The 18,994-nt window shown below is 74.6% G+C and carries 3 protein-coding genes and 1 pseudogene; all 4 read right to left on the bottom strand.

Annotation, left to right across the window (positions count from 1 at the left end):
* A pseudogene (locus tag HFV08_RS30530) lies at positions 1 to 1,838 on the bottom strand (type I polyketide synthase); the annotation flags it as partial.
* A 292-nt stretch (positions 1,839 to 2,130) separates the two neighbouring features.
* Positions 2,131 to 2,877, bottom strand: coding sequence for a futalosine hydrolase (locus tag HFV08_RS30525; protein WP_168543808.1), 747 nt, complete (start codon positions 2,875 to 2,877; stop codon positions 2,131 to 2,133).
* Complete coding sequence (locus HFV08_RS30520; protein ID WP_168543807.1) at positions 2,874 to 3,941, bottom strand: glucose-1-phosphate thymidylyltransferase; 1,068 nt, start codon at positions 3,939 to 3,941, stop codon at positions 2,874 to 2,876. Before HFV08_RS30520 ends, HFV08_RS30525 begins: the two co-directional genes overlap by 4 nt.
* A gap of 142 nt (positions 3,942 to 4,083) precedes the next feature.
* The gene (locus HFV08_RS30515; protein WP_168543806.1) at positions 4,084 to 18,990 is read right to left on the bottom strand and encodes a type I polyketide synthase; all 14,907 of its coding nucleotides are present in this window, start codon (positions 18,988 to 18,990) and stop codon (positions 4,084 to 4,086) included.
* Between the last annotated feature and the right edge of the window lie 4 nt (positions 18,991 to 18,994).

Here is an 18,994-nt window from a genome sequence, read left to right as displayed (position 1 = left end):
GTACGCCGCAGAACCTCCGGGTCCTCGCCCTCGAAGACGACCTCCCTCAACCCGGGGATGTACGCGCACACCGCGTCGAAAGCCTCCGCGAACACCGGGAAGGCCTCGTACAACTCCCGCCCCATGCTCAGCCGTTGAGCACCCTGACCCGCGAACAGGAAAGCGGTGCGTCCCTCGCCGCGGTCCTGGCCGGTGAGCACGGTCTCGTGTGCATCGCCGGTGGCGAGCGCGGTGAGGCCGGTGCGCAGCTCGGACCCGGTGCCGAGGACGGCGGCGCGGAACGGGAGGGCGGCGCGGGTGGTCGCCAGGGAGTGGGCCAGGTCGTAGGTGTCGGTGCCGGGGTGGGCGGTGAGGTGGGTCAGGAGTCGGCTGGCCTGGGCGCGCAGGGCGGACTCGTCGCGGGCGGACAGTACCCAGGGCAGGACGGGCAGTGCGGCGCGCGGGGCCGGGGCTTCCTCGTCCTCGTCGGGTGCCGGCGGGGCCTGTTCGATGATCGCGTGGGCGTTGGTGCCGGAGACACCGAAGGCGGAGACGCCGACTCGCCGCGGGTGGTCGGCCTCGGGCCACGGCGCGGCCTCGGTGAGCAGCCGGAGGTGACCGGCCGACCAGTCGACGTGGCGGGAGGGCTGTTCGGCGTGGAGGGTGGCCGGGAGGACACCGTGGTTCAGGGCGAGGACGGCCTTGATGACGCCGACGGCACCGGCGGCGGCCTGGGTGTGGCCGATGTTCGACTTCGCGGATCCGAGCAGCAGCGGGCGCTCGGCGGGGCGCCCCTGCCCGTAGGTGGCGAGCAGGGCCTCGGCCTCGATGGGGTCGCCGAGCGAGGTGCCGGTGCCGTGCGCTTCGACGGCGTCGACCTCGGCGGCGGGCACCCCGGCGTTGGCGAGTGCGGCGAGGATGACGCGCTGCTGGGCGAGGCCGTTGGGCGCGGTGAGGCCGTTGGAGGCACCGTCCTGGTTGACCGCGGAGCCGCGGACCACGGCCAGGACCCGGTGGCCGTTGCGCCGGGCGTCGGAGAGGCGCTCGACGACGAGGATTCCGGCGCCCTCGGCCCAGCCGGTGCCGTCGGCGTCGTCGGAGAAGGCCTTGCAGCGGCCGTCGGAGGAGAGGCCGCCCTGGGCGCCGAACTCGATGAAGGCGCCGGGGCCGGACATCACGGTGACACCGCCGACGAGGGCGAGGGAGCATTCGCCCGACTGGAGCGACTGGGCGGCCTGGTGCAGGGCGACCAGGGAGGAGGAGCAGGCAGTGTCCACGGTGACGGCGGGGCCTTCGAGGCCGAGGGTGTAGGCCACCCGCCCGGACAGGACGGACATCGAGTTGCCGGTGAGCAGGTGGCCGCGGACGTCCTCGGGGACCTCGCGCAGACCGGAGGTGTAGCCCTGGTCGCTGCAGCCGACGAAGACGCCGGAGCGGCTGCCGCGCAGTGCGGTGGGGTCGATGCCCGCGTGTTCCAGGGCCTCCCAGACGACTTCGAGCAGCAGGCGCTGCTGCGGGTCCATGGCGAGGGCCTCGCGGGGCGAGATGCCGAAGAAGGCGGGGTCGAAGCAGGGGGCGTCATGGACGAAGCCGGCCTGCTTCCGGGAGCCCTCGGCGCCCTCGACGGGGCCGCGGTGCCAGCCGCGGTCGGCGGGCCAGTCCGAGACGGCGTCGGTGCCGAGGGAGAGCAGCTCCCAGAAGTCCTCGGGGCCGCGCACCTCGCCGGGGAGGCGGCAGCCGAGACCGACGACGGCCAGCGGCTCGCGCTCGCGGGACTCCAGCTGGCGCAGCTTGCGGCGGGTCTCGTGCAGGTCGAGGGTGACCCTCTTGAGGAAGTCCCGAAGCTGCGCCTCATTCGACATGGACTACCCCCACAGGTGATCGGTTCGGCTTAGGGAACGCTGCTGTCATCTGGAGCCCGGGGCCGTACCGGTGCTGTCCGGCCCGCTGCTTTCCTCGTACGGCTCGGACAGCATGACCCGCGACGCGGGGTCTTTTCGGTACCCGGCCGGGTTCTCTGGGGAAACCCTTGGAAATCCCCGGCGGGTGTCATCGGCGCAGGCGGGGCCCTGTCCGCGGGGGTGCCCGGAACGCCGAAAGCCCGTGCGGGACACGGGCTTTCGGCAGGGATGAGGGCGGCGCGCGGGGCCTTCAGGAGTAGGGCGGCGGCGCGCCCCGGTCGAGGACGGTGCGCAGGACACCGAAGGCGTCGCAGAGCGTGGACAGGGCGTCGGGTATGCGCCAGGCGGCGCGGTCGCGGGGGCCGACCGGATTGGAGACCGTACGGATCTCCAGCAGCGGGACGCCGTGCGCGGCGGCGGCCTCGGCGACGCCGAAGCCCTCCATGGCCTCGGCGGCGGCGCCCTCGTAGCGGGTGCGCAGGGCCTGGGCGCGTTCGGCGGTGCCGGTGACGGTGGAGACGGTCAGCACCGGGGCATGCACCGCGCCGAGCGCGCGGGCCACGGCGGCGCCGAGATGGCGGGCGCACGGGTGGCTGCTGCGGCCGAAGCCGAGGTCGTCGACGGCCACGAAGCCCTCGGGGGACTCCGCGCCGAGGTCGGCGGCGACGACGCGGTCGGCGACCACCACGGATCCGAGCGGGGCGACCGGGGCGAAGCCCCCGGCGATACCGGCGGTGATCACCAGATCGTAGGGCTGCTCGCGCAGGGCGGCGGCGGTGAGGGCGGCGCCGGTGGCGGCGGCCGCCGCGGCGGGGCCCACTCCGGCGGCGAGGAGGTCCGCGTGCAGCGGGTGGGGTCCTCCCCCGCCCGTGGTGCGCAGCATCTCGTGCCCGGGCAGGGGGTGCGGCAGAGCCGGCGCGGTGGGGTCCAACCCCCGTGCGACGGCGTCGCGTTCGGACTGGACGGCGGTGACGACGAGGAGGCGGACGGTGCTCATGACGAGATCTGGACCTGCCCGTGGTCGCCGATGACGAGGCGGTGCGTGGCGGGCAGCCGCGGCGCCAGGCTCACCGAGACATTGCGTCCGACCAGCGAGCCCTCGATCCGGCGGACCCGGTCGAAGGAGGAGTCCCGCAGGACGATGGAGAACTCGATCTCGCTGCCGATGATGCGGCAGTTCTCCGCGACCGAGGTGGAGGGGCCCACGTAGGAGTCGCTGACGAGGGTGCCCGCGCCGATGATGGCGGGGCCGACGATGCGCGAGCGCCGCACCTCGGCGCCCTTCTCGATACGGACCCGTCCGACGATCTGGCTCTCCTCGTCGACGGTGCCCTCGGTGCAGGGCTGGAGCCGTTCGAGGAGGGTGCGGTTGACCTCCAGCATGTCGGTGACGTTGCCGGTGTCCTTCCAGTAGCCGGGGATGACGGTGGAGCGGACCGTCAGGCGCTTGTCGATCATGCTCTGCAGCGCGTCGGTGATCTCCAGTTCGCCGCGGGCGGAGGGCTCGATGCGGTCGATGGCCTCGTGGACGGCGGGGGTGAAGAGGTAGACGCCCGCGACGGCGAGGTCGCTGCGGGGCCTGCTGGGCTTCTCCTCCAGGCCGAGGACGTTGCCGTGCTCGTCGGTGGTGGCGACGCCGAAGGCCGTGGGGTCGGGGACCCGGGTGAGGAGGATCTGGGCGTCGCAGGGCTCCTTGCGGAACTCGTCGACCACATCGCTGATGCCGTCGAGGACGAAGTTGTCGCCGAGGTACATCACGAAGTCGTCGTCGCCGAGGAAGGGCCGGGCGACGAGGACGGCGTGCGCGAGGCCGAGGGGTTCGCTCTGCGGGATGTAGGTGACGCGGACGCCGAAGTCCGAGCCGTCCCCGACGGCGGCCTCGATCTCCGCCGCGGTGCTGCCGACGATGACGCCGACCTCGGTGATCCCGGCGGCGGCGATGGCTTCGAGGCCGTAGAAGAGGATGGGTTTGTTGGCGACCGGCACCAGTTGTTTGCTGGACGTATGGGTGATCGGCCGCAGTCGCGTACCGGTTCCTCCCGCGAGCACGAGAGCCTTCACTGTTGCCTCCAGGGGGCAGAGGTGGGGCGGCCGGGCTCCCTGGCGGGAGCGCGGCCGGGCGGAGCGGGTGGTGTCCGGCGGGAGCCGGGCGACCGGTGGGGGCGGGTGCGCCCCGGCGCGGTGGCACCGGGGCGCATCCCGGTCAGGATTCGCCGAGTTCGCCGTCGAGGAAGGCGCGCAGCTCCTCGTCGGACACCTCCTCCTCGGCGCCGGCGCCGGTGGGCTGCGCGGGAATCTCGACCCGGTCGAGGCGTTCGAGCAGCTGCCGCAGCCGGGTGCGCAGTCCCTCGTGGGCCCGTGCGTCGGCGATCGCCTCCTGGAACTCGCCCTCCAGGGAGTCGAGTCGGGTCAGGATCGAGGGCGTGCCGGTGGCCGGTGCGGCGGATGGCGCGGGCTTCGCCGCGGCCGCCGTCCGGTCCAGCAGGTGGTCGGCGAGGCGCTGCGGGGACGGGTGGTCGAAGATCAGCGTCGCGGGCAGCCGTACGCCGGTCAGGACGCTGAGCCGGTTGCGGAGTTCGACGACGGTCAGCGAGTCGAAGCCGATGTCGAGGAAGCCGCGGTCGGGGTCGAGGGTGTCGGGGCTGTCGTGGCCGAGGACCAGGGCGGCCTGGTCGAGGACCGCGTCCAGGACGGCGGCCGGCCGCTGTTCGGCGTCCAGGCGGGCGAGGCGGCTGAGGAGTTCGGCCTGCTGCGCCGGTGCGCCGCCCTGCGCCCTGCCGGACGCGGTGCGCCGCTGCCGGGCGGGCAGCAGTTCGCGTACCAGCTCGGGTACGGTCCCGTCGGCGCCGCGCAGCGAGGCGAGGTCGAGCAGGGCGGGTGCGAGGACGGCCTCGGGCCGCCGCAGGGCCGCGTCGAACAGGGCGAGCGCCTCGGCGGTCTCCAGGGGGCGGATGCCGCCGCGGGCGACCCTGCGCAGGTCCGTCTCGTCCAACTTGCCGGTCATGCCGCTGCGTTCGGCCCACAGCCCCCAGGCGAGGGACTGCACCCGGCGGCCCTCGGCGCGGCTCCGGTGGGCGAAGGCGTCGAGGAAGGCGTTGGCGGCGGCGTAGTTGGCCTGGCCCGCGCCGCCGAAGGTGCCGGCGAGCGAGGAGAACAGGACGAGTGCGGCGCCGGTGCCGCGGGTGGTCTCCTCCAGGAGCAGCGCGGCGTCGGCCTTCGCCCGCAGCACCGCCGCCAGGCGCTCGGGGGTGAGCGACTGCACGACGCCGTCGTCGAGCACCCCGGCGGTGTGCACCACCGCGGTGAGGGGGCGCTCGGCGGGAATGCCGTCGAGGAGGGCGGTGAGGGCGTCCCGGTCGGCGACGTCGCAGGCGGCGACCGTGACCTCGGCGCCCGCGTCGCGCAGCTCCTCGCACAGTTCGGCCATGCCCTCGGTGTGTGCGCCGCGCCGTCCGGCGAGGAGCAGCGAGCGGCAGCCGTGGACGGCGGCGAGGTGGCGGGCCACCTGCATGCCGAGGACGCCGCCCGCGCCGGTGACGAGGACGGTGCCCGGGCCGGACAGGTCCAGGGCCTCCTCGCGTGCGGGTGCTCCGGTGCGGACCAGGCGCGGGGCGAGCGCCCTGCCCTCGCGCAGCGCGGTCTCGGGCGCGCCGCCCGCGAGCACCTGCGGCAGCCGGGCCAGGGAGGCGGCGGTTCCGTCGTGGTCGATCAGGGCGAAGCGGCCGGGGTTCTCGGTCCGCGCGGACCGCAGCAGCCCCCAGACCGCGGCCTGGACCGGGTCGATGCCGCGGGCCGCCGCCCCGTCGCCGGTGGCGACCGCCGCGCGGGTCAGGAGCACGAGCCGGGAGGCGGTGAAGGCGTCCTCGGCGAGCCAGTCGGTGACCAGTCGCAGGGCGTACGCCAGGGCCTCGCGGGTGGCGTCCGCGCTGTCGCCCGGCGCGGTGGCCGGGACGGCGGCGAGGACCGTGGCGGGGACACCGTCCTCTGCGGCGCTGTGCAGCAGTTCCGCGAGGTCCGTGTGGTGGTCGGCCCCCGGGCTCGCGGGCAGCGGGAGCGCGCCGGGCTCGGCGCCGATCAGGCACAGCGGCCCGGCCGGGGCCTGCGCTTCGGCCTCGGCGGAGGGCACCCACCGCACCTCGTGGAGGTGTCCGGCGCCCGCGGCCGGGGCGAGCGCGCTGGTGTCCACGGGGCGCAGGCCGAGCCGGCCGAGGTCGGCCACCGGGGCTCCGGCGCTGTCGAAGAGCCGTACCGCGTAGGTGTGTTCGCCCTCGGGGGTCAGGCTGACCCGCAGGGTGCCCGGGCCCTCGGCGTGCAGGGTGACGTCGCTGAAGGCGAAGGGCACCACGGGTCCGGTGTCCTCGGCGACCGCCAGCGCGACGGTGTGCAGGGCGGCGTCGAGCAGGGCCGGGTGGATGCCGAACTGCCCGGCCTCTTCGAGGACTTCGCCGTCCTCGGGGACGATCTCGGCGTGCACCGTGGTGCCCTGCCGCCAGGCGGCGCGCAGTCCGCGGAAGGCGGGGCCGTAGGGGAAGCCCTTGGCGGCGATGCCCTCGTACAGGCCGGAGACGTCGAGTTCCTCCGCTCCGGCGGGCGGCCAGGCCGCGGGGCCGGGCTCGGGAGCCGGGGCGGTGTCGGCGAGGGTGCCCTCGGCGTGCCGGGTCCACTCCTGCGCGCCCGCGGGCCGGGAGTGGACGGTCAGGCGCCGTTCACCCGCCGCGTCGGGGGCGCCGACCGCGACCTGGAGCTGGACGGCGCCGGTCTCCGGGAGTTGGAGCGGGCTCTCCAGGGTGAGGTCGGCGATCCGGGCCGCCCCGACGTGGGCGCGGGCCTGTGCCGCGAGCTCCAGGAAGGCGGTGGCGGGGAAGAGGATCCGGTCGGCGAGGGCGTGGTCGGCGAGCCAGGGGCGGGTGTCCACCCCGACGGTGCCGGTGAGCAGGACACCGTCCTGGCCGGCCAGCGGCACGGCCGCGGTCAGGAGCGGGTGGCGCAGCGTCTCCAGGCCCGCCCGGGCGGCCTCCCGGCCGGAACCGGTGGCCTCCAGCCAGTAGCGGCGGCGCTGGAAGGCGTACGTGGGCAGGTCGACGCGGCGGGCGCCGGAGTGCGCGAACAGGGCGGGCCAGTCGACCCCGTGGCCGCTTAGATGCAGCCGGGTCAGCGCCTGGGCCAGGGAGTACGTCTCCTCGGTGTCGCGGCGCACCACGGGCACCAGGGTGGCCTCCTGCTCCACGCAGTCCCCGGCGAGCGCGGTGAGCACACCGCCGGGTCCGATCTCCACGTAGGTCGTCACGCCCTGTTCCTCCAGGGTGCGTACGCCCTCGCCGAAGCGGACGGCCTCGCGGACCTGGCGGGTCCAGTAGGCGGGGTCGAAGGGTTCCCCGGCCGTGACGGGCCGCCCGGTGACGGTGGAGACGACGGGCAACTCGGGGGCCGCGTGCGGCAGTTCGCCGATGCTCTGGGCGAAGTCGGCGAGCATGCCGTCCATGCGGTGCGAGTGGAAGGCGTGGGAGACGCGAAGTCGCCTGGTTTTCGCGCCTGTTGCTTCGGCGACCTTGAGCACGCTCGCCTCGTCGCCCGAAATCACCGTGCCGGTGGGGCCGTTGAGGGCGGCGACCGACACCCGGTCGGCGTGGGCACCGAGGTGGGCGCGTACCTCCTCCTCGCTCGCCCGGACGGAGACCATGGCGCCTCCCTCGGGCAGTTCGCCCATGAGCCGGCCGCGGACGGCGACCAGGCGGCAGGCGTCCTCCAGGCCGAGGACCCCGGTCACATGGGCGACCGCGATCTCGCCGACCGAGTGGCCGAGGAGGACGTCGGGGCGCACGCCGAGGCTCTCCAGCAGCCGGTAGAGGGCGACTTGGAAGGCGAAGAGTCCGGCCTGGGTGTGGGCCGTGCGGTCCAGGAGGGCCGCCTCCGGTGTGCCGGGCTCCGCGAACAGGACGTCCCGCAGGGGGACTTCGAGGTGCTCGTCCAGGTGGAGGCAGACCGCGTCGAGCGCGTCGGCGAAGGCCTCGTAGGTCGCGTAGAGGGCGCGGCCGGTGCCCGCGTGCTGGGCACCCTGTCCGGAGAAGAGGAAGGCGGTCTTGCCACCGCGGGCGCGGCCGGTGGCGAGGCGCGGGTGTTCGCGGCCCTCGGCGAGCGCGGCCAGGGCCTCGGTGAGGCTCCCGGTGTCGGCGTCCGCGTCGGCCTCGGCCTCGGCGGGCAGGATCGCCGCCCGGTCGTCCAGGTGGGCGCGGGCGGTGGCCAGGCTCAGCGCGAGGTCGGCGGGGGCGGCGTCCGGCGCCGCGGCGAGGTGGTCGAGCAGCCGGCGGGCCTGGGCGCGCAGGGCGTCCTCGCCCCGGGCGGACAGCAGCCACGGCAGGACAGCGCCGCCCGCGGACGCCGGGGCCGCCGGTTCCGCCTCCGCCACGGGGGCGGCCTCCTGGAGGATGACATGGGCGTTGGTGCCGCTGACGCCGAAGGAGGAGACCCCCGCCCGGCGCGGCCCGGCGCCCGGCGCCCAGCTCTGCTCCTCGTGCAGCAGACGTACCGCGCCGGAGGACCAGTCGATGTGCGGGGAGGGGTTCTCGGCGTGCAGGGTGCGCGGCAGGGTGCCGTGCCGCATCGCCATCACCATCTTGATGACTCCGGCGACACCCGAAGCGGCCTGGGTGTGGCCGATGTTGGACTTCAGGGCGCCGAGCCACAGCGGCCGGTCCTCGGGGCGATCGGTGCCGTACGTGGCGAGCAGGGCGCCCGCCTCGATCGGGTCGCCCAGGGTGGTGCCGGTGCCGTGCGCCTCCACCGCGTCCACGTCCGAGGGAGACAGACCGGCCGAGGCGAGCGCCTGCCGGATCACCCGCTGCTGGGCCGGACCGCTCGGCGCGGTCAGGCCGTTGGAGGCACCGTCCTGGTTGACGGCCGAGCCCGCGACGGTGGCCAGCACGGTGTGTCCCCTGCGCCGGGCGTCCGAGAGCCGTTCCAGGAGCAGCAGGCCGACGCCCTCGGCCCAGCCCGCGCCGTCCGCCTCCGCGGCGAAGGGCTTGCAGCGGCCGTCGGGGGACAGCGCCCGCTGGCGGCTGAACTCGACGAAGGTGTCCGGGGTGGAGATCACCGTGACCCCGCCGGCCAGGGCGAGTTCGCACTCCCCGGAGCGCAGGGCCTGCACGGCGAGGTGCAGGGCCACCAGGGAGGAGGAGCAGGCGGTGTCGACGGTGACCGCCGGGCCTTCGAGACCGAAGGTGTAGGCGATCCGGCCGGAGGCGACGCTGCCGGCGCTGCCGGTGGCCAGATAGCCCTCCAGTCCTTCGGGTGCCTGGGCCGCGCGGCTCCCGTAGTCGTTGTAGTTGGAGCCGACGAAGACACCGGCCTGGGCGCCGCGGATCTGCTCCGGGTCGATACCGGCGCGTTCGAAGGCCTCCCAGGAGGTCTCCAGGAGCAGCCGGTGCTGCGGGTCGATGGCCACGGCTTCCCTCGGCGAGATGCCGAAGAAGGCGGGGTCGAAGCGGTCGGCGTCGTGCAGGAAGCCGCCGTGCCGGGCGTAGGAGTGGCCGAGGCGCTCCGGGTCGGGGTCGTAGAGGTTCTCCACGTCCCAGCCGCGGTCCTCCGGGAACGGGCTGATGGCGTCGGTGCCTTCGGTGACCAGGCGCCAGAGTTCCTCGGGGGAGGTGACGCCGCCGGGGAAGCGGCAGCTCATGCCGACGATCACCACGGGGTCGTCGTCGACCGACCGGGTGGGCAGGGTCTCCGCACCCCGGGCCGCGTCCCCGGTCGCGAAGAGTTCCGCGTCGAGGTGCGCCGTGAGGGCGGCGGCCGAGGGGTGGTCGAAGACGAGGGTGACGGGCAGCCGCAGGCCGGTCATCTCGGCGAAGCGGTTGCGCAGTTCGACCGCGGTGAGCGAGTCGAAGCCGAGGTCGCGGAAGGCGCGGCCCGGGGGGACCGCCTCGGTGTCGGGGTGGCCGAGCACGGAGGCCGCCTGGGTGCGGATCTCGGTGAGCAGCGCGCTGCGCCGCTCCTCGGGCGCCATCGCCGCGAGGCGCCGGATCAGCGGCGGCCCGTCGGCGTGGTCGGCTTCCTTGTCGGCCTGCTCCGGCGCGGCCGCCCTGCGGGCCTCGGGGAACTCGCGCAGCGCGGCGAAGGCCCGTGCCGTGATGAGCTTCCAGTCGACGTCGGCGACGACGAGGAACTCCTCGTCCTGGTCGAGCGCCTTCTGCAGGGAGGCGATGGCCAGTTCGGGGTCCATCGGCGGGACGCCGTTGCGGCGCAGCTGTTCGGCGACCTCCGCGCTGACCATGCCGCCGCCTCCCCAGGTCCCCCAGCCGATCGAGGTGGCGGGCAGGCCCTCGGCGCGGCGGCGGGCGGCCAGCGCGTCGAGGAAGGCGTTGGCGGCCGCGTAGCTGCCCTGGCCGGAGCCGCCGAGGGTGCCGGCCATCGAGGAGAAGAGGACGAAGGCGTCCAGGTCGAGGCCGCGGGTCGCGGCGTCGAGGACGAGCGCGGCGTCGGCCTTGGGCCGCATGACGGCGTGCGCGCGCTGCGGGGTGAGGCTGTCGATGACGCCGTCGTCGATGATCCCGGCGGTGTGCACGACCGCGGTCAGGGGCGTCTCGCCGGGGAGTCCGGCGAGGAGCGCGCGGACCGCCTCCGGGTCGGAGACATCGCAGGCGACCGCCGTCGCCGGGGTGCCGAGGCCGGTGAGTTCGGCGAGGAGTTCCTCCGCTCCGGGGGCGTCGGGGCCGCGGCGGGAGGCGAGGACCAGGTGCTCGGCGCCGGTCCGGGCGAGCCAGCGGGCGACATGGGCGCCCAGGCCGCCGGTGCCGCCGGTGACGAGGACGGTGCCCCGCGGCTGCCAGACGCCGTCGGGACGCGGTCCCTCTCCGGCGCGTACCAGGCGCCGGGCGAGTATCCCGGCCTGGCGCAGGGCGACGTGGTCCTCCTCCAGCGCGCCGGACAGCGCGGCGACCAGGCGGCGCCCGGCGCGCGCGTCGACCGTCTCGGGCAGGTCGACGAGGCCGCCCCAGCGCTGCGGGTACTCCATGGCCGCGATCCGGCCGAGTCCCCAGCTCATGGCCTGGAGGGGGCTGCCCAGTACGTCGGTGCGCCGTACGGAGACGGCGCCCCGGGTGGCGCACCACAGGGCGGCGTCGACCCGGGCGTCGCCGAGGGCCTGGAGCAGGGCGGTCATGAGGACGAAGCCGGTGGGCAGCAGGGCCTCGGGCGACCACGGGGACTCGTCGAGCGACAGCAGGGACAGGACGCCGCCGATCTCCTGCTCGCCCTCGGCGCTCAGGCGCAGCAGCTCCGCCATGCGCTCCCGCTCGGCCTCCGGTTCACCGGCCACCACGAGGCGGGCCTCCGGTGCCCGTGCGGCGACGGCGGCGAGGACCTCGCGGACCAGCGGGGTGTCCTCGTGGCCGCGCGGGGCGAGGACGAGCCAGGTGCCGTGCAGGCTGTCGGCGTCGGCGGGCAGGTCGGCGCGGGGCTGCCAGGCGACCCGGTAGCGCCAGCGGTCCAGGGTCGAGCGGTTCATCCGCTCCCGCCGCCAGGAGGACAGCGCGGGCACGATGTCGCCGAGCGAGCGCACGTCCTCCATGCCGAGGGTCTGGGCGAGCGAGTCGACGTCGTTGTTCTCGACCGAGGCCCAGAACTCCTCGTCCAGGGTGGACGTCCCGGCCTCCGCGCCGCCGTCGGCCGCGGTCCCCGGCTCCGCCGAGGGCAGCCAGTAGTGCTGCCGCTGGAAGGCGTACGTGGGCAGGTCGACCCGGCGCGCGGAGAGGTCCGCGAAGACCGGGGACCAGTCGACGCCGACCCCGCGGGCCCACGCCTCGCCGAGCGAGGAGTACATGCGCGCCGGTCCGCCGTCGCCGCGGCGCAGCGAACCGATCACCGCGGCCTCGCCGCCGGCGGCCTCCAGGGTCTCGCCCACCGGCACGGCGAGCACCGGGTGCGGGCTGATCTCGACGAACACCCCGTGCCCGGCACCCGCCAGGGCGCGGACCACCGGCTCCAGGAGCACCCGGCCCCGCAGGTTGCGGAACCAGTAGCTCCCGTCCGTCTCCGCGGTGGTGACCCACTCGCCGGTGACCGTCGAGAAGAAGGGGACCTCCGGGGTCCTGGCGACGACGGGGGCCAGCAACTCGGCCAGCTCGTCTTGGAGTTCGTCGACGTGCACCGAGTGCGAGGCGTAGTCGACGTCGATCCGGCGGGCCCGTACACCCAGGGAGTCGGCGACGCCCATCAGTTCGTCCAAGGCGCCGACGTCACCGGAGACGACGGTCGAGGACGGGCCGTTGACCGCCGCCACGGACAGCCGGGTACCCCAACGCCCCACCAGATCCTCGACCGCACCACTGCCCAGAGCGACCGACACCATCCCACCACGACCGGCCAACGGGGACAGCGCCCGACTGCGCAACGCCACCACCCGCGCCCCGTCCACCAGACTCAACGCACCGGCCACACAGGCAGCGGCAATCTCACCCTGCGAATGGCCCACCACCGCAGCAGGCCGCACACCGTACGACTCCCACAGCGCGGCCAGCGACACCATCACCGCCCACAACGCAGGCTGCACCACATCCACCCGATCGAAGCCCGGCGCACCCTCCACACCCCGCACCACATCGAACAGCGACCACTCCACGAACTCATCCAGCGCCAGCGCACATTCACCGAAACGCTCAGCGAAAACCGGCGAAGAATCCAGCAACTCCACAGCCATACCGGCCCATTGAGCACCCTGACCCGGGAACACGAACACCGGGGAGGCGGGGTCGCCCGGGTTGGCGGTGCTGCCCCGGGACACCTCGGGTGCGGGGGTTCCGGCGGCCAAGGCGCGTACGGCCGCGAGGAGTTCGGCGCGGTCGTCGCCGACGATCACCGCGCGCTCCTCCAGCGCACCGCGCTCGTTCAGGAGGGCGTGGGCGATGTCGGCCGGGGCCGCCTCCGTCTCCTGCGCCCAGTCGGCGAGCCGCTCCGCCTGGGCGCGCAGGGCGCCCTCGGTGCGGGCCGAGAGCACCCACGGTACGAGGGTCCGCTCCTGCCGGGCGGCGGGTGCCGGGGTCGCCTCCTGCGGTTCGGCCTCTTCGAGGATGAGGTGCGCGTTGGTGCCGCTGACACCGAAGGAGGAGACGGCGGCCCGGTACGGGCGGTCCGTGCGCTCCCAGGGGCGGGCCCGGTCGAGCAGGGCGACATGGCCGGTGGACCAGTCCACGAAGGGGGAGATCTCCTCGGCGTGCAGGGACCGGGGCAGGATCCCCGCCTGCATCGCCTGGACCATCTTGATCAGGCCCGCCATGCCCGAAGCGGCCTGGGTGTGGCCGATGTTGGACTTCACCGAGCCCAGCCAGAGCGGGTTCTCGGCACCGTGTTCCCGGCCGTACGTGGCAAGGAGCGCCTGCGCCTCGATCGGGTCGCCCAGCTTGGTGCCCGTACCGTGCGCCTCCACCACGTCCACCTCGGAGGCCGCGACGCCCGCGTCGGCGAGAGCGGCGCGGATGACCCGCTGCTGCGAGGGGCCGCTCGGGGCGGTGAGGCCGTTGGAGGCGCCGTCCTGGTTGATCGCGGAACCGCGGACCACCGCGAGCACCCGGTGCCCGTTCGCCCGCGCGTCCGACAGGCGCTCCAGGAGCACCATGCCGACGCCTTCGGCCATGCCCATGCCGTCGGCTCCGGCGGCGAAGGGCTTGCAGCGGCCGTCCTCGGCGAGGCCGCGCTGGCGGCTGAAGCCGACCAGGCCGATGGGCTCGCCCATCACCGCGGCGCCGCCGGTCAGCGCGAGGGAGCACTCGCCCGAGCGCAGCGAGCGCAGGGCCGTGTGCAGGGCGACCAGGGCGGAGGAGCAGCCGGTGTCCATGGTCACGGCGGGGCCTTCGAGCCCCAGCGTGTAGGAGACCCGGCCGGAGGCGATGCTGGTGACGGTACCGGTGATCAGGTGGCCCTCAAGTCCCTCGGGGATCTCGCCCCGGGCCCCGTAGCCCTGGTGGGAGACGCCGAGGAAGACGCCGGTGTCGCTGCCGCGCAGGGTGTCGGGGGCGATTCCGGCGCGCTCCAGGGTCTCCCAGGAGGTTTCGAGGAGCAGGCGCTGCTGCGGGTCCATCGCCAGGGCCTCACGGGGCGAGATCCCGAAGAAACCGGCGTCGAACTCGGCCGCGTCGTGCAGGAATCCGCCCTCGCGGGCATAGGTGGTGCCGGCCCGGTCGGGGTCCGGGTCGTAGAGGGTGTCGAGGTTCCAGCCGCGGTCCTCCGGCAGCCCGGTGATCGCGTCGGACTCGTCGAGGACGAGCTGCCAGAACTCCTCGGGGCTGCGTACGCCGCCCGGGAAGCGGCAGCCCATGGAGACGATCGCGATGGGCTCGTCCTCGTGCGAGGCGCGCACGGCGGGCGCCGCCGGTGCCGGTTCCGCGGCGGTGTCGCCGAGCAGCAAGTGGGCCAGGTGCGCGGCGAGTTCGCGGACGTTCGGGTGGTCGAAGACGATGGTGGCGGGGAGGGCGAGCCCGGTGGCCGTGTTGAGCCGGTTGCGCAGTTCGACGGCGGTGAGCGAGTCGAATCCGAGTTCCCGGAAGGCGCGGCTGACGGAGATCTCGCCGCTGTCGGTGTAGCCGAGCGCGGCGGCCACCTCGGTGCGGACCAGCTCGGTCAGGGTCCGGTCGCGTTCGGCGGCGCCCAGCGGGGCGAGTTCGGCGCGCAGGCCTCCGGCGCGGTCGGCGGCGGGCGCCGCTGCCTCCGCGGCCTCCGCGAGGACCGCGGCGACCTCGGGGACCTCGTGCAGCAGCGGCCGGGGGTGGGCGGCAGTGAAGACCGGGACGAAGCGCTCCCAGTCGATGTCCGCGATCGCGAGGATCGTCTCGTCGTGGTCGAGGGCCTGCTGGAGCCCGTCGACGGCGAGCCGGGCGTCCATGAACGGGATGCCCCGCCAGCGCAGTTGCTCCCGTACGACGTTGACGGCCATGCCGCCGCCCTCGGGGCTCCAGATGCCCCAGGCGAGGGAGACGCCGGTGAGGCCGCGGGCCCGCCGGTGCTCGGCGAGGGCGTCGACATAGGCGTTGGACGCCGAGTAGGCGCCGTGGTCGCCGCTGCCCCAGGTGCCGGCGACGGAGGAGTACAGGACGAAGGCGTCCAGCCGGTCGTGGTCGAAGAGCGCGTCGAGGTTGCGGGCGCCCAGGAGCTTGGCCCTGGCGCCCTCCGCGAAGAAGTCGAGGTCGGTGTCGGCCAGCGGCGCGAGCATGCCCACGCCCGCGGTGTGCACGACGCTGCGGATGGCGGGCCCGTCCGACTCGACCTCCCGCACCAGGCGGGTGAGGGCCTCGCGGTCGGCGACGTCGCAGGCGGCGAGGGTGACCCGGCAGCCCAGGGCGGACAGCTCCGCCGCCAACTCGGCGGCGCCGGGCGCCTGATCGCCGTGGCGGCTGGTGAGCACCAGGTGCTCGGCGCCGTTGCGGGCGAGCAGCCGGGCGGCGTGCGCACCCAGGCCGCCGGTGCCGCCGGTCACCAGCGCGGCGCCCGAGGTCCGCCAGGCCCTCGGCGCCGTACGTCCGGCGAGCGGGGCGCGGACGAGCCTGCGGATCCGGGCGGCGCCGCCGCGGACGGCGATCTGGTCCTCCGTGCCGTCACCGGCCAGCACGGCGCACAGCGTGCGCGCGCTGTCCGCGTCGAGGGTGCCGGGCAGGTCGACCAACCCGCCCCACTGCCGCGGGAGTTCGAGGGCGGCGACCCGGCCGAGGCCCCACAGCGCGGCCTGCAGCGGACGGCGTACGGGGTCCTCGTCCGTGCCCGTGGTGACGGCCTCGCTGGTGAGGAAGAAGGTACGGGCGTCGATGCCGCTGTCGAGCAGGGCCTGGAGCAATACCAGCGAGGTGGTCATGCCGACGGTGGCGCCCTCGTGCGCGGGGGCCGTGCGTTCGTCGAGAGCAAGCAGGGAAACGACGCCCGCGACCTGCCCGGGGTCCGCGACGGCCGACGTCAGACGGCCCCCGAGGTCCGCGCGGTCCAGTTCGTCCGCGGCCAGACCGAGGGTCACCGGGTCGGCCCCCGCCGCGGCCAGCGCCGCCGCGACCGACTCGACCAGCTCCGACTCCCGGTGCTCCTGCGGGGCGAGGAGGAGCCAACTGCCGGACAGTGTCCCGGAGGCGGGCAGTCCGTGGTCGCGCCAGGTGATCCGGTAGCGCCAGCCGTCCAGCGCCGCCCGTTCCCGTCGGCCGCGGCGCCACTGCGCGAGCGCGGGCAGCACGCCGTCGAGCCCGTCCACTTCCGCCAGACCGAGTGTCCGGGCGAAGCTTCCCAGGTCCCCTTCCTCGACGGTCCGCCAGAACGCCTCCTCGACGGGGTCCGCCGCCCCGCCTGCCTTCGCGGACTCCAGCCAGTACCGCTGCCGCTGGAAGGCATACGTCGGCAGATCGATCGGCCCCGGGGACTGCCCGGCGAAGACGGGAGACCAGTCGACCTCGACACCGTGCGCCCACGCCTCACCGAGCGAGGCGTACATCCGCTCCAGACCACCCTGGTCCCGGCGCAGCGAACCCACCACGGCGCCCTCGACGCCGACAGCCTCGATCGTCTCGCCGACCGGGACAGCGAGCACCGGGTGCGGACTCACCTCGACGAAGACGCCATGGCCCTCCTCGACGAGGGCGCGCACCACCGGCTCCAACTGCACACGGCTGCGCAGATTACGGAACCAGTAACTCCCTTCCGTCTCGCCCGAGTTGACCCACTCCCCGGTCACCGTCGACAAGAACGGCACCTCGGGTTCCCGGGCCACCACAGGTGCGAGAAGCCGCGCCAACTCCTCCTCAATGGCGTCCACATGAGCCGAATGCGAGGCGTAATCCACCTCGATCCGACGCGCCCGTACATCCAAGGACTCGGCCATGTCCATCAGCTCGTCCAGCGCATCCGCATCACCGGACACCACCGTCGAGGACGGACCGTTCAACGCCGCAACCGAGACACGACCCGGCCAACGCCCCGCCAACTCCTCGGCCTTCGCGCGATCCACCGCAACCGACACCATCCCGCCACGACCAGCGAGAGAGGTCAACGCCCGACTGCGCAGCGCCACCACCCGGGCCCCGTCCGTCAGGCTCAACGCCCCGGCGACACACGCGGCAGCGATCTCACCCTGGGAATGGCCCACCACGGCGGCCGGGCGCACACCGTACGACTCCCACAGAGCAGCGAGGGACACCATCACCGCCCACAGAGCAGGCTGCACCACATCCACCCGATCGAAGCCCGGCGCACCCTCGGCACCCCGCACCACATCGAACAGCGACCACTCCACGAACTCATCCAGCGCCGCCGCACACTCACCGAAACGCTCAGCGAAAACCGGCGAGGAATCCAGCAACTCCACCGCCATGCCCACCCATTGGGCACCCTGACCCGGGAACACGAAGACGGGCTCCGCCGCCTCCCCGGGGTTCTCGGCGGTGGCCCGGACGACCGCGGCGCCGGAGCCCGAGGCGGCGAGGGCGCGCAGGCCGGTGAGCAGTTCCGAGGTGTCCTTGCCCACGACGACGGCGCGCTCCTCCAGCGCGGCGCGCCCGTTCACCAGGTGGTGCGCCACGTCGACGGCGGAGGCACCGGTCTCCTCGACACGGCCGGCGAGGCGTTCGGCCTGGGCGCGCAGGGCTGCCTCGGAGCGCGCCGAGAGCACCCACGGCAGGGGGCCGGGGGCCGCCGCGGCCGGGGCGGGAGACTCTTCCGTCCCCAACTCCCCGTCTTCCGCGTCGTGTTCGGGCTCCTCGGCCTGTTCGAGGATGAGGTGCGCGTTGGTGCCGCTGCCGCCGAAGGAGGAGACGGCCGCCCGGCGGGAGCGTCCGGACTCCGGCCAGGCGACAGCCTCGGTGAGCAGGCGCAGGGTGCCGTCGGACCAGTCGACGTGCGGGCTGGCCTCCTCCGCGTGCAGGGACTTGGGCAGGAGTCCGTGCCGCAGCGCCTCCACCATCTTGATGACCCCGGCGACGCCCGAAGCGGCCTGGGTGTGACCGATGTTGGACTTCACCGAACCCAGCCACAGCGGCTGCTCCGGGTCCCGCTCCCGGCCGTACGTCGCGAGCAGCGCCTGCGCCTCGATCGGGTCGCCGAGCTTGGTCCCCGTACCGTGCGCCTCCACCACGTCCACCTCGGACGGGGAGACCCCGGCGTCGGCGAGGGCGGCGCGGATGACCCGCTGCTGCGAGGGGCCGTTGGGGGCGGTCAGCCCGTTGGAGGCGCCGTCCTGATTGATGGCGGAGCCACGGACCACCGCGAGCACCCGGTGCCCGTTCGCCCGCGCGTCCGAGAGCCGCTCCAGCAGCAGTACGCCGACGCCCTCGCCCCAGCCGGTGCCGTCCGCGTCGGCGGCGAAGGGCTTGCAGCGGCCGTCGGCCGCGAGCCCCCGCTGACGGCTGAACTCCACGAAGTTGCGCAGGGTCGCCATCACGGTGGCGCCGCCCACGACGGCCATGCCGCACTCGCCCCCGCGCAGGGCGCGGACCGCGAGGTGCAGCGCCACCAGCGAGGAGGAGCACATGGTGTCGAGGCTGACGGCCGGGCCCTCGAAGCCGAAGTTGTAGGCGACCCGGCCGGAGAGGACGGCGGCCGAACCGCCGGTGAGGAGGTGGCCCTCGACGCCCTCGGGGGCGTGGGTGCCGTCGATGGCGTAGGCCTGGTTGCTCGCGCCGACGAAGACGCCCGTGTCGCTGCCGCGCAGGCCGGTGGGGTCGATGCCCGCCCGCTCGAAGGCCTCCCAGGTCGTCTCCAGGAGGAGCCGCTGCTGCGGGTCCATGGCGAGCGCCTCGCGCGGCGAGATCTCGAAGAAGCCGGCGTCGAACTCGGCGGCCTCGTGCAGGAAGGCGCCCTCACGCACATAGGTGGTGCCGCGCCGCTCGGGGTCCGGATCGTAGCTTCCCTCGATGTCCCAGCCGCGGTCGGTGGGCAGCCCGGAGACGGTGTCGACGCCGTCGGTCACCAGCTGCCACAGGCCCTCGGGGGTGTCCACGCCGCCGGGCATCCGGCAGGCGGTCGCGACGATGGCGATCGGCTCGTGCGCGCGGCTCTCCAGATCGGTCAACTGGCGGCGGGTGTGCCGCAGGTCCGTGGTGACGCGCTTGAGGTACTCGCGGAGCTTGTCCTCGTTGTTTTCGCTCTGTGCCATGCCA

It is taken from the genome of Streptomyces physcomitrii, assembly GCF_012273655.1.
GTDB classification, from domain to species: Bacteria; Actinomycetota; Actinomycetes; order Streptomycetales; family Streptomycetaceae; genus Streptomyces; species Streptomyces physcomitrii.
The sequence above is the reverse complement of the archived record's forward strand: the minus strand, read 5'-3'. Positions and strand labels throughout refer to the sequence as shown.